The following is a 21638-nucleotide window of genomic DNA, read 5'->3' as shown; positions in this document are numbered from 1 at the left end:
TTTGGTGACAAAAAAATATTGTGGTTGTTTGTATTACACCATGGCAAGACGATGCTCTCCGCAAAAAACAAACAAATCCTTATTTCTGGTCTGGCAGACAAGCGCCATGCCGAGACTTTCAGCCAGTTCCACCGCAAGCGCAGTCGGTCCTGAAACTGCAAATATAACAGGGATTTTTGCCCGTGCCGCTTTTTGAACAAGCTCATAGCTGATTCTTGAAGTAAGAACCAGCACAGACCCCATATCAAGTTTCCCATCCTGAACAAGCTTTCCTATTGATTTATCCAGGGCATTGTGACGTCCGACATCCTCTCCTACAGATAAAAGCTTTCCGTCTCCTGTAAAAATCGCGGCAGCATGGCAACTTTGGCGATGAGTCTGGTGATCTGAAAGCGTATTAAGGCAATGGGTTGCCATTTTTGCATCAACTTTCGGACCTTCCAATATCGGTGTTATATTTTGTTTAAGATCATCAACAAGTTCTTTGCCACAAATTCCGCAGCTGGTCTGACTGATAAAACCCCTGCGTTTCAAAATATCCGGTATGCGGTTAAGCCTCTCAGGTTTTAACGTAACCGTAACAACATTCACATCTTCACCGCAATATCCGAGATTTTCAAAATCATCAGAAGAATCAATGATCCCCTCTCCTAAACAAAATCCGGCAACATGAGCGATTTCATCACCAGGTGTCCGCAGAACAACCGTATAGGGTTTTCCCTGTATTCTTATTGAAAGCGGATCTTCCTTAATCAGATCAAGACAAATTTCATCTTTTTCCGGACCGGAAAATTTACTCATTATGCAATTTTTATAGCCTGTCATCTGCCCACCTTTTTTAAAGTTATGATGAATCCTTTTTGAGTTCAGATCCTAAGCCCAAACCGACCCGGATGATTTTATTATCCAACTTATTTAGAAATCAAACACCTTTTCCAAAGGGACAATGGGGAAACGTGCATTTCTTACAATTCATGCAAAGCCCGCCATGACCCAGAAATGCCAATTCTTTTTTATCTATATGCTCCCCTGCCATGACTCTCGGGAGTATCAGATCCAATACTGTAATTCGATGGAACAGTCCGCATGCAGGCACACCCAAAAGCGGTATATCATTGATATATGCCACAAGAAACATGGCACCCGGCAGCACCGCACTCCCGTAATACATCTCGGTTGCCCCGGCCTGCTGAATACCCGTCCGGGTCACGTCATCGGGATCAACACTCATCCCGCCGCTCAAAATAATGAGATCACACCCTGAATCCAGGCAGTTTAAAATAGCCTGCTGAATATGATTTGAATCATCAGGCGCATATTTTACGCTCAGTATCCGGGAACCAAGATCATTGATTTTCTTTGACAACACTGGAGCAAACCCGTCTTCAATCAATCCGTTATAAACCTCACTCCCTGTTATAACCAAGCCTGTTTTAAGGTTTTTCAACGGTTTGACGCTGACTATTCCTTTATCATGGGACCCGATCAACGCGGCTCGTTCAATAGGCGCCTGTTTCATGACCAGAGGAATTGCACGGGTGGCAGCAACCAGATCGCCTTTTTTAACAAGTGTGTTATTATGCTGGGTAGCACACATGACCTCATCTATCAGATTGAATGCAGCCAATGATGCGATATTAATGGAAAGAATGCCGTCATATGCGGCATGCAAGGTGATTTTCCCTTCTTTTGGATCGTCATTCCATTCTATCCCTTGACCGGCCAGACCTTTTGCCAGAATTTTTGCAGCCTGGTTTTCATGGATTTCACCTTCTTCCATATTAAGCAGATAGAGATGGTTCTTGCCAAGTTTTTGAAGATGGCAGATATCTCCATCACAGACTGTATGCCCTTTTCTGAATGCAGGGCCCTTAAATTCACCCGGTCTGATTTCAGTAATATCATGGGCAAGGCGAGTACCAACCGCGTTTTGTACCGACACTTTTTCTAACATGCAATTTCTCCTTTATGATCATTTTTAATTTTGGTTTTCCATTAAATTTCTCTGGTCTTTGAACGCTGAATTAAATTATGTAAAATATGATTCAAGTACCCATAATTACGACCAATCTCGGTAATATATCGCGGATAAAGTTCTCTTCCATAAATGAGGGCTTTTTTATCATTTTTAGGTACAATAAGAATAATATCCATGTGAATTAAGCAGTCTTTCCAAGCATGAAGACAATTAAGCTCCTCCATATTGCAGGCCGTGAGAATTGCGATATTATATTGATTGTTAACGTCTTTAAGTTTCTTTGATAATGTATGAAACTTTTTGATGATATCGATATGATCCGAAGAAATTTCTTTCTCTACTATTTTTCTTAATTCCGTAAAGGAACCATTTAATTCCTGAGAACAATAAAAAAGTATTTTAAACATTCTACTTCTCCAAAAAAACAAGGCGTTTGCTGCTAATCCATACTATTGCAAAAGGCTTGCCAATAGATTAGCATATGATTATTGTAAATAAATTCAATATGTTAAAAAATATCACGATCTTCAGGACACAAAATTCCTGAAAAACAGGAGCTTTGTGTCCATAAACATTAAATTTTTTATTCCTGAAAAACAGGAGTAATTTTAGAAAGAAACTAAAATGGAAACTAAAAATTTAAGATCAATAAATAAAAAATATGGAAGAAAGTTTAAATCAGGAGTTGCACCGGCACGATTGATCCGACTGGAATTTTTATCGTTCCCTCGGGAAGGATAAGAATTCCTTCTGCTTTTGCTATGGTTTGAAGCCGGCTTTTGAGTTTAATGGGTCTGAAATGGGTATGACCATTTCCTTTCTTAAAAATACCAAAGATAAATTGCGTCCATTCAATATCTTGGTTTATAATAGTGTCCTCAAGCTTCACTTGGATTTTTGGCAATGTTGTTGAACTGTAACCGCCGAGTTTTAAGATTCCGGGTAAAGCGATCTGAAGAAATGCCAACAGATTGGATGGAGGACCACCTGGAAGAACAAAGATTGGCTTTTCATTAAGAAGACCAAAACCAACTGCTTTTCCCGGACCTATTCTGACCCGGTGAAAAATCTGTTTCCATCCCAGCCGTTGCAAAATTTTTACCACAAAATCCCGGTCTCCGGTCCATGCTCCACCGCTGGTTAAAATTGTATCATGTGTTTTGACAGCTTGTTTCAGTGTTTTTAAGATTGCCTCTGGTTTGTCTTTCACAATTTCCATGGATGTTTTCATGCCATAGCGTCGGCACCAGGCATTCAAAGTGATCAAGTTGCTGGCAAACAGCTTGCCCTCCGGCAGAGGACAGCCAGGCGTCACCATCTCATCACCTGTTGCAATGATGGCTATATCGGGTTTTTTTAACACGGGAATTTTGTTGTGGCCTGATGCCGCCAAATATCCCATTTTCCCTGGGGACAATCGCTCCCCCCTGCTGCATATTCGATCATTGAATGCCGCATCACAACCTTTTGGAAGAATGTTTCGACCTGGCTCTGAATGCTTTTTTACAGTGACCACATCTTTACTTGAAGCAGTAAATTCTTCTGCCACAACCGCATTGGCACCTTTAGGGATTTTAGCACCGGTCAGAATTCGAACAGCGGTTCCAGTCTTAACACTTTGCTTGCACTGGTTTCCGGCAGTCGCCATACCATTGATCTTGAGTTGAACCGGATTTTCAGAAGTGGCGTGAGCAATATCGCTTGATCTGATGGCATACCCATCTTTCATGGATGCGTTCACAGAGGGTGAATTCACCAACGCATTAAGATTCCCGGCAATCACCCTGTCGTCATATTCGGTCAAAGACACAGTTTCACTTTTCAGTGGTGTAATATTTGATAGTATAAGCTGAATTGCTTCCTGATAGCCGATCAAGCTCGTTTTCATTGTTTTGGTCTCCAATTTGATATATCGTTATCATCAAAAGGGATTACCTGGTCCGGTCTGACTTCGCTTACCTTGTATGAAAGTTTTTTATTTTTACTTGCCGGACTTGGATGGGAGGTGGAATGAGGCATTTTTCTTTTGGAAATGCTGTGTGTTTTCTGTTTTTTTCGCCGTTTGTCATAATAACAAGATCGCTGACATATTCCTTTAGCTGCTCTGCCTGGGCACTCATCTCTTCGGATGCAGAGGCGGATTCTTCGGCATTGGCTGCATTCTGCTGGACAATTTTGTCCATTTCCGCAATGGAGGTATTCACCTGTTCAATACCATTGGCCTGCTCATCAGATGCCCCTGAAATTTCATCAACAAGTTCTCCGATTTTCATGGAAATGTCTACATTTGCCTTAAATGCTTCCTGGGTTCTCTTTGTGAGTTCATTGCCTTTTTTAACTGCTTTAACCGTCCCGTCAATTAATTCAGATGTGTTTTTTGCAGCTTCTGCAGCCCTCATGGCAAGATTTCTCACTTCATCTGCAACAACGGCAAAGCCTGCACCGGCTTCTCCTGCCCGGGCAGCCTCAACTGCAGCGTTTAACGCAAGTAAATTGGTTTGAAAAGCTATTTCATCAATGGTCTTAATTATATTGCTGGTTTCCTCACTAGACTTTGTGATCTCATTTATAGCGCCAATCATTTCTTCCAGATTTTTATTGGCATTAACCACAATCTGGCCGGCTTCAACCATTTTATTCTGGGCTTCTTTGATGTTTTCAACGTTTTTCTTGGTCATTGAAGACATTTCTTCCATTGATGAAGATGTCTCTTCAATGGAGGCTGCCTGTTGCGAAGCGCCTTCTGCAAGGGACTGGCTTGAAGATGAAACCTGGGTCGAAGCGGAAGAAACCTGGTCCGCCCCTTTCTGCAAACCGTTAATAAGCATATTCAATGGTTTGGTGATGCCCCTGGTGATAAAAAAGGCCAAACCCAAACCGATGATAACGGAGCAGGCTATTATGATGGAAAGAAGCATCCTTAAATTGAATACAAGCCCTGCGGTGGAAATTCCCATGTCATAGGCAGCCTTATCCGCTTCTAATGCTGTTTTAGTGGTAAGGTTGACAATTGCCCTGACATTTTTATCCAGCCAGGATAGAAGCTCTGCCTGCCTTTTCTTGTTTAGTACCCAGACTTCAAACAGTTTCTCCGCTTTTTCCGTATCAGAAAGTATTGCTTCACCCGTTTCAACATTTGCCGAATCTATAGACATGTTGATTACACTATTAGCAATACCAATAAGTTTGCTGATGTTGGAGTTTATTGCCAGGGCCTGTTCATCCTCCTGGTAAATAGTATAAAGGTATTGGTTTTTTATGATCTCATTAAAAAAATTCATACCATCGTTGGCTATTTTGATCATGTCTACCCTTATAATAATATCATCAAGCTCCCGATTTTCAATTGATCGTTCTATTTTCATATTCTGATCCAGAATATAATCAAGCCAATGTTTGGCAACAATGGAAGCGCCGGTTTTCAGGTTTTTTTCGATTTCTTTATTTTTCAGGGCCAGGGATGTGTATTCTTCACTGATCTTTGAATACTCCCCCAGCATCTTTTTAATATCATTAACTGACTTTAATATGTCCTTATGATTTAAAGCCGTGGCAATGGGCTCAAGTTTATCAAGGCCTTTTTTTATCTCTTCGCGCTGGCTGATCCATTCTTTTTTACTTTGTTTGTCTTGTTTTAGATCAAATTCATAGGACAGAATATGGGTATGCCAAGTGGCCCGCTCAGTCTCAATCACAGCAGATGTTTCAGGAATTCCCTGTGTTGCCAGACGGTTAACAATATCGCCGATTTTACTGATATTGTACACACCTGTAACACCAATTATAACTGACAAAAGAATGCCGATAAAAAAACCGCCTACAATTTTTGTTCCGATTTTCATATTTTTAAACATTTTTACCCTCTTATTTGCCGAATCCGCATAACGGATATCGGCAATGCTCGCAACTGGAGCAGAATCCGCCATGTCCCATGGCTGTGATGTCGGATCTTTCTACTGTTTCACCGGCAAGAAGCCGGGGCACGATCAGATCAAATATGCTGGCCTTGTGATACATGACACATCCGGGCAGACCCACCACGGGCACATCTCCGATATAGGCCAGAAGGAACATGGCTCCGGGCAGGACAGGCGCACCATAGCTTATGATCCGTCCGCCGGCGGCTTTTATGGATGCCGGGGTCAGATCGTCCGGATCCACGGACATCCCGCCGGTCACCGCTATCATCTCTGCACCTTCGTCCAGAAGTTCATGAACGGCCGCAACAGTCATTTCAATATCATCGGGAACAAATATCTGCCGGGATACGACGCTTCCCAGCGCATCAAATTTTTTCCGGACCACGGGACCGAAACCATCTTTGATAAGGCCTTTGTACACCTCGTTTCCCGTGGTGACCATGCCGACTCTCAACCGGGCAAAAGGCTTGATTTCAATTACTGGAAATGCGGCCCTGCAGATCTGTTCCACAGCCTCAACCTTCGCCTCATCAGTGGAAAGGGGGATGATCCTTGTCCCTGCAAGGGAAGTCCCCGCAGCCACCTGGTGATTTGATTGAAGGGTCGCGAACATGATATCCTGGATATCGTTCATCCTGTTTACCGCATCAATATTGACTTTCAACAGGCCGTCTGTCTTTGCGGTAAACGATACTTTTCCCTCGTAGGGTTCTGAAAGTGTCAACCCGTTCCCCGCAGCAGCCCGCGCAATACGCTGTGCCGCATCATTTTCATGAACACTGCCGTCAAAGCTTTGGACATAGATATGTTCCTTTCCCAACTCCAGGAGCCTGGGAATATCCTCCTCCCTGATGACATGTCCCTTTTTAAACGCTCTGCCTTTAAACAGGTCCGGAACAATTCTCGTGATGTCGTGGCATAGCACCATTCCTATGGATTCTTCTACGGTGACGCTTTGCATAACCTGATTCCTTCTTTTCCCTCAGGTCGTACCCCCGTCGGGTTACGGCTTGAGTATTAACATTAATGACCTCGCTTTAAAAAATTACCAAAACGATCAATCAGAAAGGCAGATTACCGTCATTCCAAGGAATACAGCAATCGCCCCTGCAAGGCTTTATCCCTGAGTTAATTGTATTTTATTGATTGGGTATTCTTGCATGATGTAAATGATGCAGAACCGCCTCAAGCACGCCCCCGGCAACAGCCCGGGCCTTATCCGAGAAGCTGTAACAATACTCCTTTTTGCATCTTGGATCAACATCCCCTATTTTCAACCCTTTTTTAACGCTTGCGCCTTGCATGATCAATCCTCTCAGCATTCCATCAAAAGGAGCTTTAACCGGCTCGTTGTTAACAGAACAGATGACGCAACCTTTATTTATAAAATCTCCTATTTCCCGTTTATGCATTACAGTTCCCTGGCAAGGAGCCCTTAGAACCCTCTCTTTGCCATAGCCGTTGACACTCTCGGGAATACCTGTATTGGCGATGGCCTGGCCATTGTAGATTATCCTGCCCAGGAAATGGCCTCGTTTGGTTTCTATAACGGCATCGACATCCTCTTTTGCTTTAAATCCTGGACCAAGGGCCAGGGTAAGGGGCGCCATTTGAATGTTCATGCCCCTGTTTTTTTTTGACATGGTTGAATCAATAACGGCATAGGGTTTCAAGCGCTCAATGATATCTAATTGAGGATCAATAAAAACAGGAATATCGCCATGGGATATGGCTGGAATAATATCATCCTGGGTTTTAACAAGAACAGCCTTTACGCCTTCAACTATGGATTCACCTTCTATCACCGCCTGGGCATAAGAAACGGTTCTTCTGACCACCAGAGGATTTTCAACCTCTGAAATAACAACTCTGAAGCCGCACCTGTAAAGTTTGTGTGCAACTGCAGAACCCAAGTCTCCACCACCACGCATGAGTATAAGTTTACGGTCCATTGGTTCTCCATTAAAATAATCTTGGTGAGCCTGTTCATCCCATCCAAATCCTGTTGACAGAATGAACAGGGACTAATCCTTCTTTTTAAGCCACCTTTCTTTATTTTAAATTCGGGATATCATTGTCCTCGCAACCATATCCGAATGGAAGGATGGTATCGGAATCAATGCCGAATTCCTTAATAGCTTTCAGTATTTTTTCCGCCGTAATGGGTGCGCCGGTGAACTGGATGCCGATGGCATTATAAACTGCGTTTGCAGTCGCACCTGTAGGAGCTACAAGTCCGGATTCGCCGCAACTTTTTGCGCCGTATGGCCCTATAGGATCAGGTTCTTCAACCAGTATGGATTTGCAGACAGGCATATCTGAAGGTCCGAACATTTTATAATCAGTGAAATTATTATTCACGCAAAGCCCTTTTTCATTATAATAGGTCTCTTCAGTAAGAACCATTCCAAGGCCCTGGTGTACACCGCCTTCCAGTTGGCCTTCAACCGATGGCGGATGGATGGCCTTGCCTATATCATGAGAACTTACAACTTCAATCACTGCCACTTCGCCTGTTTGCGTGTCCACTTCAACTTCAACAAAACACGCTGCAAACGGGGGAGAATTATGTTCGGCATAATGGCTTGAATATCCCTGGATTTGTCCCGGGGTACCTATTCTTTGACCTGTAGCACCGTCAAGAAAAGCGTTAACACCTTCATAGCATATTTGCTCCACTGAGATGAAGGTATTCGGATCTTTCTTAACACAGACCTTTTGATCAATTATTTCAAGAGCCTCCTTATCAGTTTCAAGGCTGATGGCTGCCTTTTCAAGGATTTGATCTTTTGCATCATTACACGCCTTTAGTACGGCAAGGCCTGCCACATAAATAGTACGGCTGGCATGGGCGCCGATATCATAGCCTGCAGCATCCGAGTCTCCAACCTTCATATGTACCTTCTCTAAGTCAAACCCCAGTGTTTCTGCTGCGATTTGCTGTAAGGCTGTGTGGGCACCTGTGCCCAGGTCAGATGCCGATGTTATGATTTCTGCGGAAGCATCTTCATTAAGCTTAACAGTACATGTGGTGTGTTCATGGAGAAACGGAAAGGCACCGCTTGTATGGTTCATGACTGCAACCCCGATCCCTCTTCTTTTTGTCCCGGTCTGTGTCTTGTATTTATTGCGTTTTTCGAACCAGCCAAACGATTCAGCACCCTGGTCGAGACAGGCATCAAGGGCACAAGAAGAATAGGGAACCCCAAGCATCCATCCGTCATCACCGGTGGTTTTATGCCATTCTCGCCTCCATTCCACAGGATCAATATCCAGTTTTTTCAAGGCCCGGTCAATGATCTGTTCCAAAACAAAATTAGTCTGGGGATTTCCATACCCCCTGAATGCACCGCAGTTCATCTGGTTGGTATAGTATCGCTGGCATTTGAAATTACAGGCCGCAAATTTGTACATTCCGATCATCCAGGTTCCGGCCACGGCAGGCGCTCCGGAAGAATGGCTGTAATACCCGCCCCCATTGGTTAAAAAATTTGCCGTGCAGGCAATTGGAGTGCCATCATTTTTCAGTCCGATCTTAATTGAGTATTCTCCCGGATGGCGGCTTTCGGACATTAGCCAGTCTTCTTCCCTTAAGGCAGAGACCTTAACATACTTTCCGGGCACACTCATTGCCATGGCACAGGCCTCAGGTTCCATGATCATCCCCAGCTTCACCCCAAAAGCACCGCCAATAATGGTCTGATTAACCTTAACCTTATTCATTGGAAGTTCAAACAGGTCTGAAATCTTTTTTTGGACCGGCTTGGGCATCTGGGTGGAGGACCAGCAGTTCATTCTGCCTTCATCGTCATAAAGTGAAATATAGGTGTGGTTTTCCATCTGGCATTGCTTTACCTTTGGTACATAAAAAGTATCTTCAACCACCAGATCGGCCTCTTTCATCAATTCTTCCGCATCGCCCCAGCCATAAGTATTGCCGGGAAAAACCTGTTCAGGCAGCTCAAATGCCAAGTTGCCCGGTTTTTGGGAATCAATCTGAAAAGCTTCCTCATTTTTTGCCTGTGTTGCCGTGTGATAAACAGGAAGTTCTTCATATTCAACCTTGATCAGTTTTGCCGCAGCTTCCGCAAGCTCTTCGGTTCTTGCGATGATTCCGCAAATGGCATCCCCCTGGTGTCTCACATGGTTTGTAAATATGTTTTGATCATCAAGATCACCTACAAGCTCAGCAAAGTTTTTCGGGTAAAAGAGATCAATCACCCAGTTTGAATATTTCTTTTGCGTCACATCATCCGGACCGAGAATCTTCACAACCCCGGGAACTTTTTGCGCTTCAGATATATCAAGATTTAACACCCTGGCATGGGCATACTTCATACACCGAACAACTTTTCCATACAGCATTCCCGGGAATTTAAGATCACCCGCATAAGCCGCCCGGCCCGTCACTTTTGCTTTTGCATCAATTTTTGGAATTCGTTTGCCTATAATAGAAGCCATGGGAAATCCTCCTTTTACTTGTCCATTTGTTTGCTGGCATATTGAACAGCATCAATGATTTTCACATAGCCTGTGCAGCGACAAATATTTCCTTCCAGATGACTTCTGATTTCAGCCTCTGTGGGGTTTGAGTTTTTTGCCAGCAAAGCCGTGGATTTCATAATCATGCCTGGTGTGCAGAATCCGCATTGAACCGCATTTTTTTCAACAAAAGCCTCTTGGACAGGATGCAAAACACCATCCTCCTCAAGGCCTTCGATGGTGGTTATATTTTTTTTGTGCATAACCGCAGCCAGTGTCAGGCAGGATAGAATAGGTTTATCGTCCATAAGGACTGTACAGGAACCGCACTCTCCTGTTCCGCAACCATATTTTGTTCCCATAAGCTCCAAATCATCCCTGAGTACCTGGAGAAGAGTTCTGTTCACAGGAATGGTCATGCTGTATTGTTCTTTATTGACAAAAAGCGTAATATCACATGTTTTCATTTCATACATCCCTTTTTCTTGAGTTTAACTCAAAATTTCTTTAATGACTTTTTTCATTAAAACACCTGAAACGCTGCGCCTGTATTCTGCAGAGGAACGAACATCATCAATGGGATTTATCTCTGTTGGGGCAAGTTCAACAATCCTTTCAAGGATGTCGTCATTAATTTCATGCCCTTCCAACAAGGCTTCACATTTTTTGAGGCGGATATGGGTCGGGCCAACGGCCCCCATTGCCAGGCGGGCCTTGGAGCAGATGTTTTTTTCCATTGTAATGGCAGCTGCCGCATTTATTTTTGCCAGATCTTTTTTAGTTCTGGTTAAAGCAGAGAAAGAAGATTTACTGTTTTTCGAGGGATGGATAACAACTTCTACTGCAAATTCATCAGTTTTCTTTTCCGTTTCACGATAATTAATCCAGAAATCGTCAATATTAACCTGACGACTGCCATCAGGACCATGCAGGACAACATATCCTCCTAATGCAAGGATCGCACATGCACAATCCCCTGCCGGAGAGGCATTTAAAATATTTCCAACAACAGTGGCAACATTACGTGTCTGCTCCGTTCCATTTTCATAGGCTGATTTATGGAGAGCCGGATAGTTGTCTTTAACATCCTGGGATTCAAGCACCTGATTTAAGGTTGCCATCGCTCCGATGGTCAATCCCTTATCTTCATCATATATAACATGGTCAAGCCCCGGCACATTGGAAAGGCTGACAACATACTCCGGGGAAAACCCGGATTTCATACGAACCATCAAGTCGGTTCCGCCTGCCATAACGGCAGCGTTATTGCCATGCTTGCCAAGACAATCAACAACCTGCTCGATACTTTCCGGCATGAACAATTCAAATTTTGGTAAAATTCTGCTACTCACTGTTTTTGCCTCCTGTTAAATTAAGTTATTTAAAAATGGCTTATGGAACAATATCTTTCAAGCATAACTAATCCAATGCAGTCATCTGTTGGTTAGTCCTTCATGTTTACCAGTATTTTCCTGGTATTCTTCCGTAGAAGGCAGATCTTCATTCTCAGTTAATAGCCCCCGCTTTTCAAAATCGTTGCTCACATAATCCAAACCCAGTTCATGTAAAGATTCTTTGGTGGGAATCCTTTTGAGGTGTTTTATTTAAGCTTGTTTTTAATTTTGGTTTTCCATCATATGGGTGTCTAAAACAGTGTTCTTGTTTACCGGGGCCCAATCCATATCTCCCATTGATATTTCATGGGGATCTGAAAAATAGACCTTTTCCGTGCATGGTCGGCAGACAGGCATATTGTCAATCATTACCTCGCGATGATCCCTTACCACCTGGCCGCACCGGCTGCATATGGTTTTACTGCGGGTCGGGCCGGGCATGTCGTAATCTTTAAGAAAGGTATTTACCTCCTGAACCCTGAACAGAACATAGTCCGGCATGCGCTTGTACGCCGCAAGTTGCTGGGCTGCTTTTCCTTCAATTTCCGGCGCATAAAATTGTGCAAGATCTCTTGATTCTTCTGTGGATATGATCCGGAAGGCTTTCTGGGTTTCAAGGTTGAGAAATGTGGCTGCCATAATTCCGTAATTCATAAATTTCAAACTCCGCCTGCCCAGCTTTACGCCTGTTACATGGGCCACGGCATCCCCTGCGCACCGATCCATTTCAAGGTAGACAATGAGCTTTTTTATTTGAGTATGGGACCGGGGATCATCCAGCCCAATCAGGCGACACCCGAGTATGGCCATGCGAACGCCGATCACCTGACCTGAACATAAATGTCCATGTATTATGGCCGATTCATTTAAAAGGGTTTCAAAATTTTTTCGAAGAGACATCTACTTTCTCCTAATATTTAAACCTCAATATTTTTATCCGCTTATCAGCAAAAATTGTTTTTGTCCGGATACCTATAGAACAAACCACCTGGCGGCTCTTCGAAAAATTCTCGAAGAGCCGCCCAAGGCAGATCTCTTTCAAGTTAACTGTATCCTGTTAAACCATGGAATGAGTAAGCGGCGGAGAATATAGAGCCGATTTAAACAATACCATCTTAAGTCCAAAATCTCCGATCAACTCCATGACAGCCACAAGGAGCAGCACAAAAACCGATATGGAACCGGTTAATGCCAAAAGTCCTGCACCGATAATACCTACCAGCACAACGTACCCCAAGAACCATTTTGCATATTCTCCAAAAAGTAATTGCAGAATGGTTGCCATGCCGGTGCTGCTTTGATACGCTGCACCATGAAGCATGCTTACAATGCTTACAGCGGTAATTCCAATGAGAATCAACTCAATTGTTTTCAGCATTTGCAATGCACTGGGATCAAGGGAGTTGCCACCAAAAAGGATCGTCACGGTTACCCCGCCCATAAGTCCATACACAAGACATATCACCGGCATTAAACCGCTATTCCAAAGCGGAATGGAAGGAGAATGGGACAACACATATCCCAGATAAATCATCACGATAAAACAACCCAGCATGGCCAGAAAGAACACAAGGCCTCCTGCAAAAGAGCCGAAAACAGCCCATTTCAGATTTATCATATGAAAGAATCCAAACCCCGTGAAAAGAATCGCGCCCAGAACACCTCGGCTGATCCAAGCAGTGCGCAGATTTGTAATGGCTCGCCAGAACCTTTTCGGTTGTCCTAAATGCATGAAAAGCGCTGTTGGTTTAAAAAAAGTGGTGAGAATCCAACCAAAAATCAGACCCGGCATGTAATCATAAAATGCCGAAACAAAGAAAGTTCCTGCTCCCACATCACCAAAGAAAAATGCGAGGGCTATTTTCCAACCCCATGCGTTCTGCTTTCTATATCCTACTCTAAAATCGTCCCCCACGATATCATACGTTCTTGAACTCATAATTTTCTCCTGCTTAGTTTCCCTGTTAATCCACATAAAAAACTTTTGGTTTGGTATTCAGCTCTGACAACGCTTGATAACCCTTTCTGGCCTGAATCAGCTTGCGCGGTTTACTTTCAGGGTCATTAAGATCACCAAAAATCCGTGCCTCTGTCGGGCATGTAACAACGCAGGCCGGATCAAGCCCCTGGTTCACCCTTTCATGGCAGAAGGTGCATTTTACAGCCGTACCAACGGTAAATCGTGTATAACCCTGAACTTCAAAAGGCGTAATTTCCCCGGCGGTATAGAGTCCTTTTTCAAACGGTTCTTTAGCAAGTTTCGCTCTTTTTTTATACGGGCAAGCCGTTATACAGGCACCGCACCCTATGCATTTATTATCGTCCACCAGCACGATTCCGTCATCTGTAATATAGGTTGCCCCGGTGGGACATACCCTGGCGCAAGGGGCGTCTTCACAATGGTTGCAGGTGGTGGGAATATAGGCCCGTGTCACGTTGGGATATGTGCCTATCTCTTCACTCAGGGTTTCCGTCCAATTGATGCCGGCTGGAACACTGTTCTCCTGTTTACAGGCTACTGTACAGGCATTACATCCAATGCATCGTTTTAAATCCAATACCATTCCCCATTTTACAGTCATATGTCACCTCCTTCATTTTTCATAACGATATTTTGAAAATTCACTTTCAACGACTTGTCCATCATTGGGATTCTTCCTGAAAAACTCCACCTTTACCTTTGCGGCCGCTTCCATTTGTCCGCTGCATGCGCATGTGTTTTCAAGGTTTGCCGGAAGAAGTTTGTTAAAATGTCCGCCACCGGCTTTTACCACGGCATGGTAGCCGGTCCATCGTGTCAATGCGTTGGAAACAGCAATTGTTTCATGGTGAACCCCTTCTGTTAATCTGGCAAGCCCCATAATGGTGCCATAAGGAGAGGTGACCTTCATCAGATCCCCATTGCCGATCCCCCGCTTTTCAGCGGTTTTGGTGTTGATCAAAATTCCCATGTGAACAGGATCTTTGCGCACAATATCAGAAATCCATGGGATACTTAGACTTTCGCCGAAATTTATCTGGACGTCTTTAAAACTGATGGCATACATATCAAATTCAGCTGCTTCTTTGTGAATGGGATCCAAAACATCAGTTGGAACTCCCTGGTAATCATCCCATTGCCAGATATCGTAAAAGGGAACCTTTGCTTTTTTCATTTTTTCCTGAAGCTGTTTCTTTTCTTTAAGAACATCTTCAAGATAAAAATGAATTCTCTGACCTTCCCATGGACGGTAGAATTTATCCGGCTGTCTCTTTGTGACTGCATGACCTTTTTGTTTAAACCACTCAAGGTCTTTGTTGTCCCACAATTTGCCTTTTCTTTCAGCAATATCCTTATCCGAATATTTCACCCCGGGCTTGAGCATAAGTTCAGGTTTTTCAAAAAACATATTTGCAAAATTTTGAACTTCATTCCATTGATCAAGGATGCCGACTCTTTCTGAAATTTCGTTGAAAATTTCCTCTTCACTCTTTACATCATACAGCGGTTTGATAATCGGCTGTGTCAGACAAGGTCCTTCCGTAACGGTCGGTTCGATCATCGTCATGTTCCAGCGTTCAAGGTTATCAAGGGTTGGAAGAACCACATCCGCCCACACAGTACTTTCATTGAGCAGAATATCTATGGCAACTATAAACCGCATGCTTCGCATGATCGCAAAATATTTATCCTGGGGCCCGTTCATGTTCCACAATGGGTTGGAATGACAAATCAGCATAGTGTCCGGTTGAAAATCCATTCCCCATTTTTTAGGGTCAAAAAAAGTTTCAGCGATCAGATGGCCGGTATGAACTCCAACGGGGAAATAATCCATTAAATGTGCGGTATTTGGCGGATAGGCAAAGGGCACTCCAGGACCAAGCTGATGGGGAGTGGTTTTGATCTGTCCGCCTTCTCCTTCCCAGATATGTCCTCTGTCAATCATAACATCATCCAGAGTAAAACCAACATGGCCACCGGGTGCATCAATGCTTCCCACCAGAAAATTCACCAGTTTATATGCATGGTTGCTCATGGTTCCGCTTTTATGTCCCTGGGCTCCCCTATAATAATTATAACCGGCAGGTCTCAGCGGCAGTTCTTTTCCATCAATCTCTATTTTAGACCCGATAGAGGCTGCTTTGGCAAATTCCCTTGCGATGCGCTGGATATCCTTTGCCGGAATCGTGGTGATCTGAGAGACCTCGTCCGGGGTGCAGTTCTTTATATGATTCTTAAATATCTGAAAGGCAGGAGATGCTTTTACGCCCTCAACCTCGTATTCTCCTTCAAGGGCATAGTCTTTAATGGTTTTATCATCATAAGTTTTTGCTTTATTTTCAACGGAATCCCACACATATGGTTTTTTATCTTTATTCCTTACAAAAAAGCCGTCCGGTCCCACCAGATAAACCGCATTGGTGTCTTTTTTTAAAAATTTGGCATCATAGAGGTTTTCAGAAATCATCACATAACACAGGCCCAGTGCAAAATGCCTGTCTGTTGCCGGCCTGATGGGAATCCACTCATCTGATTTTGCAGCGGATGTGGATAGTCTCGGGTCTACGGAGACCAGTTTCATGCCCCTGGCACGGGCTCTGGCCATATGGCGTGCCGCACCTGCCACATGGAGATGGGAAGAAAAACCGTCGCAACCACCGTTATTGATCCAGTAATTGCAATAATCAGAGTCATTCCCTGCGGCAAAGGTAGAGTGGATAAAACCGTTCATGGGATGATAACCGCCACCACATAAGGTTCCCACAACCGAAAAATAATTGTTATTTCCGCCAAAGGCAGCAGGCCATCCCCACAAATAAAGTTTGTGAAAATCATTAATTGCCGGCAGCAATTTTCTGGGATCATCATCAAAGGTTTTCTTCAGCTCCTTGCCGACAATATCCAAGGCTTCGTCCCATGAAATAGGTACCCATCCAGGATCATCATCCGGACCTTTTCTCGGATTGGTTCGTTTCATAGGGGTTTTAATGCGTTGAGGATCATAAAGCCTCATAAGCGCAGAATTGCCTTTTGGACAAAGTCCGCATTCATTGCTCGGGTTTGTTGGATTTCCCTCAATCTTGTTCACCACGCCGTCATCGGTGACATGAACTCTTATGCTGCATGAGTGAAGGCACATTTTACAGGTTGAATTAATCCATTTGCCGGGTTTTACAGAATTCTGTACAGCGTTTTCATACATCTCCCGTTTCCTTTTTTTTATGAGTTTGATATATTTTTAAGCATCTCGATTCTTCTGTCTCTATTCTGTTCAATAAATTCAAGCTGGGCTTCATCAAGATGCTTGTATTTACCAATCAGAAAAAGATAATCTTTTATCGAAACCGGATCATCCACAGGGTGAGTAAACTCAAGTTTTTTTGTTGCATTTGTATATTCCCATAAAGGCACAATATTGGATTCGACTGCCTTTCTTCCAACCTCAATGAGTTTTTCCGGCGGAAACCGCCAACCCGTTGGACATGGAGAAAACACATGCAGATATGCCATTCCTTTTTTTGAGGCCTCATAGGCCTTGTCCAGCTTCTCGTAATAATCATCCATAAAAGATGTCGAAGCCGTTGCAACATACTCGCAATTATGCATCATCATAATGATAGGAAGATATTTGGCATCGCGGGTTTTGCCTTTTAACGCAGATCCGACCGGCGTAGTGGTTGTCCATGCGCCATAAGGTGTTGTGCTTGATCTTTGCACACCGGTATTCATGTAGCCTTCATTATCGATACAGATATAAATCATCTGTTCACCGCGTTCCGCAGCACCGGACAGAGACTGGAAACCGACATCTGCGGTTCCGCCGTCTCCGGCAAAGGCCATCATGGTTATATCCCGTCCTATTCTGTTATAATATCTTTTTATCCCCGCAAGCATTGAGGATGTATTGGTCAGCAGAGGATGAAAGGACGGCACCTTTGTGGCCGTAACCCCATTAACACCGACAGCCCCGACTCCGGCAGTACATCCGGGAGGAATGGCAAGTATGGTGTTTGAACCGACTTTTCTTAAGGTATGCCTGAAAACAAGCTCTGTATTACACCCTAGACAAGATGAAATGCCAGGGGCAACAAGATCTTCTTTATCGCCCCAGGATTTGAACATTTCATTGTTTTTAAGAAATTTCAATGCGCCTTTTTCACATGCCTTTGTGCATGCAGGATCTCCGCCACAAAGATCGCATTTCATGACCCTTTTTGTAATGGCATTGATCGTAATGCCTGCATAAGCACAGCTGAGCGTGCAGATTTTACAGCCGATACAAGAGTCATTGCAAGAAATAACACCTGTATCCGGGTCTTTGGAAAGCGCTCCCACAGGACAATTCTGAACACATTCAGGTTCAGCACACTGGCGGCACAAGGCCAGTCCAAATTTTTTATTTTCATCTTTTGCAAGCTGAATGCGTGAATTTTCAATGGACCCCTCTTCATCATAGATCAAAGCGCAGGCATTCACACAGTCATCACATCCGTCACATTTATCCGGATCAAAAGCTATGGTTGAGTAACTTTTCCCCAAAACCGTATCTCCTTTTTATTAAATTGTTTAAAACAATTCCCTCATCACTTGTCTTCCGGTTTCAAGGGGAGTTTTTATAAAGTCTTCTTTTTTTGTGGAAAGGTCTGTTTTACGCAGGATTAATTCCTTTAAAATGCCAGGATCAAGCCGCCTGTTAATGGCGGAAACCCCTGTTAAAACAGGTCCGTCAAAAACAAATTTGCAAAAACTCTTTTTTTCCGGATCAGTTTGTATTTCAAATTCTAATTTGCTGTCAGGAAATGTGTCTGCCACATTTCCTATGGAAAAAGCAAAATTCCCGAAAAATCCAAAGGTATTCATATTCAAATTTCCAGGATAATCCTTAACATAGGAATCTTGCGACATATCCATACCTGCAATCTTTCCCTGCGCTGTTGCGCAGGGAATTGTTCCGCCGATGGTTTTCATTGGAGAGAAAAAATCGGAGGCACAAGCAACATCACCTGCTGCCCACACATTGGGAACACAAGTACGCATCCTTTCATCCACAACAATCCCATGATCACAGTTAATTCCGGAATCTGCAAGAAAATCGGTATTGGGTTTAATGCCTGCTGCAATGACAAGCATGTCCCCGGAAATCTCATCTCCGTCCGCAAGTGAAAGAACAGTTTGATCGCCACTTTTGTAAACCTTTGATACTTGTTTGCCTGTGAGTATGGTAATGCCCTTTTCAACAAAAGCCTTTCTGATGAGATCAGACGATTCAATATCAAAACTTGCCGGCATAATGTAGTCAAAGGTTTCTACAACGGTTACGCTTAAGCCCGAATTTGCAAGGTTCTCCGCAGCGTGCATGCCGATGAAACCAGCCCCTATGATGAGTGCGGACTTGGCCTGTGCCATCTCTTTTTTTATTTTTTCAGCATCCGCCATTGTGCGGATACAAGAGAACTCAACATCTTCAATTCCGGCAATGTTCGGGACCAAAGCACTTGCACCCGTTGCAACAAGTAATTTTTCATAGTCAATTGTGCCCCCGTTATTCAACCTTACCTGATTGATTTGGGTGTCTATTTGAGTTGCGGAAGCACCGTTTATATAATTAACATCAAGGTCTTTGAAGTAGTTAGATGGTATGATATCCGTCTTCGCCGGTTCTGTTTTACCGGAAATTATATATGGTAAAGCAGTTGGAGAATAAGGCGGTCTTTTTTCCGTTGTCACCAATGTCAGAGCAGCTTCACTGTCGCATCGTCTGATGGCATCAATGGCGGAAAGTCCTGCATGGCTTCCGCCAATAATAAGATAGTTGGTATGCATGATAATCACCTATTCATTTATCCAGATTGTTGATTTCGGCAAATCACCATTTAAAGCCCTTTTCGTTGTCATAATGGTGTCTTTGAAATCGTTGATGGTAATATCGGCTCCTGCCAGACCTCCAATAAAACTGACCGCTGGAATCTTTTTTTCCATTTGATAAAGAATCCCTAAGATTTCCTGATAAACAGGGCCGGAATTCCAACCAAAATTAACAGACCGATCCACAACACCTACGGCCGCAACCTTGGAAACAGCTTTTAATAAAGCTTCCTGGGGAAAGGGACGAAAGGTTTTGATTTTGATAAGACCCACATTCTCTCCTTCAAGGCGCATCTCATCAACAGCATCCTTGCCGGCTCCGGTCATCCCGCCTATGGTGACGATTGCATAATCCGCATCGTCTAATCTGTATTCCTCAACCAAAGGTGCATAATGTCGTCCTGTGAGTTCACCCCATTCTTCATGGACATTCGTGATGACATCAAGGGCATTTTGCATTCCCTTGCAGGACCCTTTCCTGTATCTTACGAAACGCGAAGGCCCCTCACCGCCTGCACCACCTGTCAAAGGATCAATTCCCATGGGTTTTTCAGGATCAAGAGCAGCATGCCAGTTTGTATTTTTTTCGCCAAGAAACCCATCCACCATATCCTGATCCGGCAGTAAAACCTGCTCTACGCCGTAAGATTGATAATTTCCATCATGACATACATTCACCGGCAACATAACATCTCGATTTTCCGCGATCCTGTAAGCCAGGATCATGGTGTCAAGAATTTCCTGGTTTGTTTCGCAATACATTTGAATCCAACCGACTTCTTTTACCGTCATGGCATCCTGTTGCCCTCCCCATACACATTGAGGGGTAATGCCGTCCCGTGTCACAATGGACATAACAATGGGAAGCCTTAAAGGCGGTGTTCGAAAATAAGGCTCAAACATAAAAGCAAGCCCCTGGCCACAGGTAGCCGTATAGGTCCTTGCCCCTGCAAGACATGCTCCCTGGAGAACCGACAAAACACTGTGTTCTCCTTCTACATCCATCAAATCAGCATCAATCACCCCGTCCGCCACAAACTGAGCAATATACTCGGCAAGGGAAGATTGAGGAGTTATAGGATATACTGCGACCATATCAGGTTTGGCTTTGGCAACACCCCATGCAGCCGCTTCATTCCCGTCACAAACTATTTTTTCGGTCATACTTCAGTTTCCTCTTCCATTATGATTGCATTATGGGGGCATTCCTCTGCACAGATTCCGCATCCCTTGCAAATATCAAGATTTGCTTCAAACCATGTTGCTTTTTCAGAAATGCACTGAGTAGGGCAATAAAGCCAGCAGGTGGCACACTTCACACATTTTTCCCGCAGGAGAATGGGGCGCATGGCCCTCCAGTCACCGGTTTTAAGAAACACAAAATGTGTTGCAATGGGACACAAATCATTGGGAATCGTTGAACTGTCAAAGGCGGGGGTGGATTGTTTAATCATGATATCTCCTTTCCTTTAAGTTCAAGCACAGTGGTTCTCTCATACCCTAATTTTACAGCGGTAATATTTTTATTCAGGGCGGCATCCCTGAAAGCAACGGATTCCATGGCTTTATTAATTGAACCCACAGACACAAGCCCGGTGGTTTTTGCAAACACGCCAAGCATTATTGTGTTTGTAATTGGCCTTCCGATGATCTCCATGGCAAGACCGAAGGCATCACATGTGCCGACTTTTGAAAGGGTATCTGGAAATGATAATTCAGATATATCTTTCTTTGTTGCCTGAATAAATATGGCATTATCATTGATGCCTTCAAAAATATCCACGGATTTGGAAAGGGTTGGATCAAGACACACTATGCAATCCGGATTGTAAATATTTGTCACCTGTCTGATTTCCTTGTCTCCGAAACGCAGAAAGGCGGATACCGGCGCACCGCGCCTTTCAAACCCGAATGAGGGAATCGCTTTAACAACATGACCTTCTTCGACGAGGGCTTTTGCCAAAATTTTGGATGCCATCACAGCTCCTTGACCCCCTCGTCCATGAAAACGCATTTCA

General features: G+C 43.8%; 19 protein-coding genes. All 19 read right to left on the bottom strand.

Going from position 1 to position 21638, the window contains the following annotated elements:
* Nucleotides 1-33 precede the first annotated feature (33 nt).
* The 19 genes from fdhD to padE all read right to left on the bottom strand — a co-directional run bounded on the left by fdhD (nucleotide 34) and on the right by padE (nucleotide 21634).
* Complete coding sequence (gene fdhD, locus TOL2_RS22140; protein WP_014959512.1) at nucleotides 34-825, bottom strand: formate dehydrogenase accessory sulfurtransferase FdhD; 792 nt, start codon at nucleotides 823-825, stop codon at nucleotides 34-36.
* Between the two features lie 97 nt (nucleotides 826-922).
* Entirely contained in the window at nucleotides 923-1954 is a 1032-nt protein-coding gene (locus TOL2_RS22135; RefSeq protein WP_014959511.1) for a molybdopterin-binding protein, read from the bottom strand.
* Between the two features lie 41 nt (nucleotides 1955-1995).
* Entirely contained in the window at nucleotides 1996-2385 is a 390-nt protein-coding gene (locus TOL2_RS22130; RefSeq protein WP_014959510.1) for a hypothetical protein, read from the bottom strand.
* Between the two features lie 266 nt (nucleotides 2386-2651).
* Nucleotides 2652-3866, bottom strand: a complete 1215-nt coding sequence (locus TOL2_RS22125) for a molybdopterin molybdotransferase MoeA (protein ID WP_014959509.1) — start codon at nucleotides 3864-3866, stop codon at nucleotides 2652-2654.
* Nucleotides 3867-3933: 67 nt separating this feature from the next.
* A complete protein-coding gene (locus TOL2_RS22120) occupies nucleotides 3934-5832 on the bottom strand; it encodes a methyl-accepting chemotaxis protein (protein ID WP_014959508.1) in 1899 nt (632 codons plus the stop codon).
* 10 nt (nucleotides 5833-5842) lie between these two features.
* Nucleotides 5843-6859 (bottom strand): molybdopterin-binding protein, encoded by a 1017-nt coding sequence (locus tag TOL2_RS22115; RefSeq protein ID WP_014959507.1) that lies wholly within the window; start codon nucleotides 6857-6859, stop codon nucleotides 5843-5845.
* 178 nt (nucleotides 6860-7037) lie between these two features.
* Complete coding sequence (gene yqeB, locus TOL2_RS22110; protein ID WP_014959506.1) at nucleotides 7038-7850, bottom strand: selenium-dependent molybdenum cofactor biosynthesis protein YqeB; 813 nt, start codon at nucleotides 7848-7850, stop codon at nucleotides 7038-7040.
* Between the two features lie 100 nt (nucleotides 7851-7950).
* A complete protein-coding gene (locus tag TOL2_RS22105; RefSeq protein ID WP_014959505.1) occupies nucleotides 7951-10359 on the bottom strand; it encodes a xanthine dehydrogenase family protein molybdopterin-binding subunit in 2409 nt (802 codons plus the stop codon).
* 14 nt (nucleotides 10360-10373) lie between these two features.
* Nucleotides 10374-10847 (bottom strand): (2Fe-2S)-binding protein, encoded by a 474-nt coding sequence (locus TOL2_RS22100; protein ID WP_014959504.1) that lies wholly within the window; start codon nucleotides 10845-10847, stop codon nucleotides 10374-10376.
* 24 nt (nucleotides 10848-10871) lie between these two features.
* Nucleotides 10872-11732 (bottom strand): FAD binding domain-containing protein, encoded by an 861-nt coding sequence (locus TOL2_RS22095; protein WP_014959503.1) that lies wholly within the window; start codon nucleotides 11730-11732, stop codon nucleotides 10872-10874.
* A gap of 264 nt (nucleotides 11733-11996) precedes the next feature.
* Nucleotides 11997-12674, bottom strand: coding sequence for an FmdE family protein (locus TOL2_RS22090; RefSeq protein WP_014959501.1), 678 nt, complete (start codon nucleotides 12672-12674; stop codon nucleotides 11997-11999).
* Nucleotides 12675-12831: 157 nt separating this feature from the next.
* Complete coding sequence (locus TOL2_RS22085; RefSeq protein WP_014959500.1) at nucleotides 12832-13713, bottom strand: DmsC/YnfH family molybdoenzyme membrane anchor subunit; 882 nt, start codon at nucleotides 13711-13713, stop codon at nucleotides 12832-12834.
* Between the two features lie 25 nt (nucleotides 13714-13738).
* The gene (locus tag TOL2_RS22080; protein WP_014959499.1) at nucleotides 13739-14356 is read right to left on the bottom strand and encodes a 4Fe-4S dicluster domain-containing protein; all 618 of its coding nucleotides are present in this window, start codon (nucleotides 14354-14356) and stop codon (nucleotides 13739-13741) included.
* 12 nt (nucleotides 14357-14368) lie between these two features.
* Entirely contained in the window at nucleotides 14369-16957 is a 2589-nt protein-coding gene (locus TOL2_RS22075) for a molybdopterin-dependent oxidoreductase (RefSeq protein ID WP_014959498.1), read from the bottom strand.
* Between the two features lie 17 nt (nucleotides 16958-16974).
* On the bottom strand, nucleotides 16975-18294 hold the full coding sequence (locus TOL2_RS22070) for a thiamine pyrophosphate-dependent enzyme (RefSeq protein WP_014959497.1): 1320 nt from the start codon (nucleotides 18292-18294) through the stop codon (nucleotides 16975-16977).
* 27 nt (nucleotides 18295-18321) lie between these two features.
* The gene (padH, locus tag TOL2_RS22065) at nucleotides 18322-19578 is read right to left on the bottom strand and encodes an NADH-dependent phenylglyoxylate dehydrogenase subunit epsilon (protein ID WP_014959496.1); all 1257 of its coding nucleotides are present in this window, start codon (nucleotides 19576-19578) and stop codon (nucleotides 18322-18324) included.
* A 9-nt stretch (nucleotides 19579-19587) separates the two neighbouring features.
* The gene (padG, locus tag TOL2_RS22060) at nucleotides 19588-20784 is read right to left on the bottom strand and encodes an NADH-dependent phenylglyoxylate dehydrogenase subunit alpha (protein ID WP_014959495.1); all 1197 of its coding nucleotides are present in this window, start codon (nucleotides 20782-20784) and stop codon (nucleotides 19588-19590) included.
* Complete coding sequence (locus TOL2_RS22055) at nucleotides 20781-21074, bottom strand: 4Fe-4S binding protein (RefSeq protein WP_014959494.1); 294 nt, start codon at nucleotides 21072-21074, stop codon at nucleotides 20781-20783. The genes padG and TOL2_RS22055 overlap by 4 nt, the downstream gene beginning before the upstream one ends.
* Nucleotides 21071-21634 (bottom strand): NADH-dependent phenylglyoxylate dehydrogenase subunit gamma, encoded by a 564-nt coding sequence (padE, locus tag TOL2_RS22050; protein ID WP_269764209.1) that lies wholly within the window; start codon nucleotides 21632-21634, stop codon nucleotides 21071-21073. The genes TOL2_RS22055 and padE overlap by 4 nt, the downstream gene beginning before the upstream one ends.
* Nucleotides 21635-21638 lie beyond the last annotated feature (4 nt).

It is taken from the genome of Desulfobacula toluolica Tol2, assembly GCF_000307105.1.
Taxonomy (GTDB): Bacteria; Desulfobacterota; Desulfobacteria; order Desulfobacterales; family Desulfobacteraceae; genus Desulfobacula; species Desulfobacula toluolica.
This window is presented reverse-complemented; position numbering and strand designations above follow the sequence as displayed.

Coding starts and splice junctions, on each gene's coding strand:
- TOL2_RS22075 (WP_014959498.1), bottom strand. CDS start 16,957: ATGTATGAAAACGCTGTACAGAATTCTGTAAAACCCGGCAAATGGATT.
- TOL2_RS22090 (WP_014959501.1), bottom strand. CDS start 12,674: ATGTCTCTTCGAAAAAATTTTGAAACCCTTTTAAATGAATCGGCCATA.
- TOL2_RS22135 (WP_014959511.1), bottom strand. CDS start 1,954: ATGTTAGAAAAAGTGTCGGTACAAAACGCGGTTGGTACTCGCCTTGCC.
- TOL2_RS22100 (WP_014959504.1), bottom strand. CDS start 10,847: ATGAAAACATGTGATATTACGCTTTTTGTCAATAAAGAACAATACAGC.
- TOL2_RS22125 (WP_014959509.1), bottom strand. CDS start 3,866: ATGAAAACGAGCTTGATCGGCTATCAGGAAGCAATTCAGCTTATACTA.
- TOL2_RS22085 (WP_014959500.1), bottom strand. CDS start 13,713: ATGAGTTCAAGAACGTATGATATCGTGGGGGACGATTTTAGAGTAGGA.
- TOL2_RS22105 (WP_014959505.1), bottom strand. CDS start 10,359: ATGGCTTCTATTATAGGCAAACGAATTCCAAAAATTGATGCAAAAGCA.
- padE (WP_269764209.1), bottom strand. CDS start 21,634: ATGCGTTTTCATGGACGAGGGGGTCAAGGAGCTGTGATGGCATCCAAA.
- fdhD (WP_014959512.1), bottom strand. CDS start 825: ATGACAGGCTATAAAAATTGCATAATGAGTAAATTTTCCGGTCCGGAA.
- TOL2_RS22055 (WP_014959494.1), bottom strand. CDS start 21,074: ATGATTAAACAATCCACCCCCGCCTTTGACAGTTCAACGATTCCCAAT.
- TOL2_RS22115 (WP_014959507.1), bottom strand. CDS start 6,859: ATGCAAAGCGTCACCGTAGAAGAATCCATAGGAATGGTGCTATGCCAC.
- TOL2_RS22120 (WP_014959508.1), bottom strand. CDS start 5,832: ATGTTTAAAAATATGAAAATCGGAACAAAAATTGTAGGCGGTTTTTTT.
- TOL2_RS22080 (WP_014959499.1), bottom strand. CDS start 14,356: ATGACTGTAAAATGGGGAATGGTATTGGATTTAAAACGATGCATTGGA.
- padH (WP_014959496.1), bottom strand. CDS start 19,578: ATGCATACCAACTATCTTATTATTGGCGGAAGCCATGCAGGACTTTCC.
- TOL2_RS22130 (WP_014959510.1), bottom strand. CDS start 2,385: ATGTTTAAAATACTTTTTTATTGTTCTCAGGAATTAAATGGTTCCTTT.
- padG (WP_014959495.1), bottom strand. CDS start 20,784: ATGACCGAAAAAATAGTTTGTGACGGGAATGAAGCGGCTGCATGGGGT.
- yqeB (WP_014959506.1), bottom strand. CDS start 7,850: ATGGACCGTAAACTTATACTCATGCGTGGTGGTGGAGACTTGGGTTCT.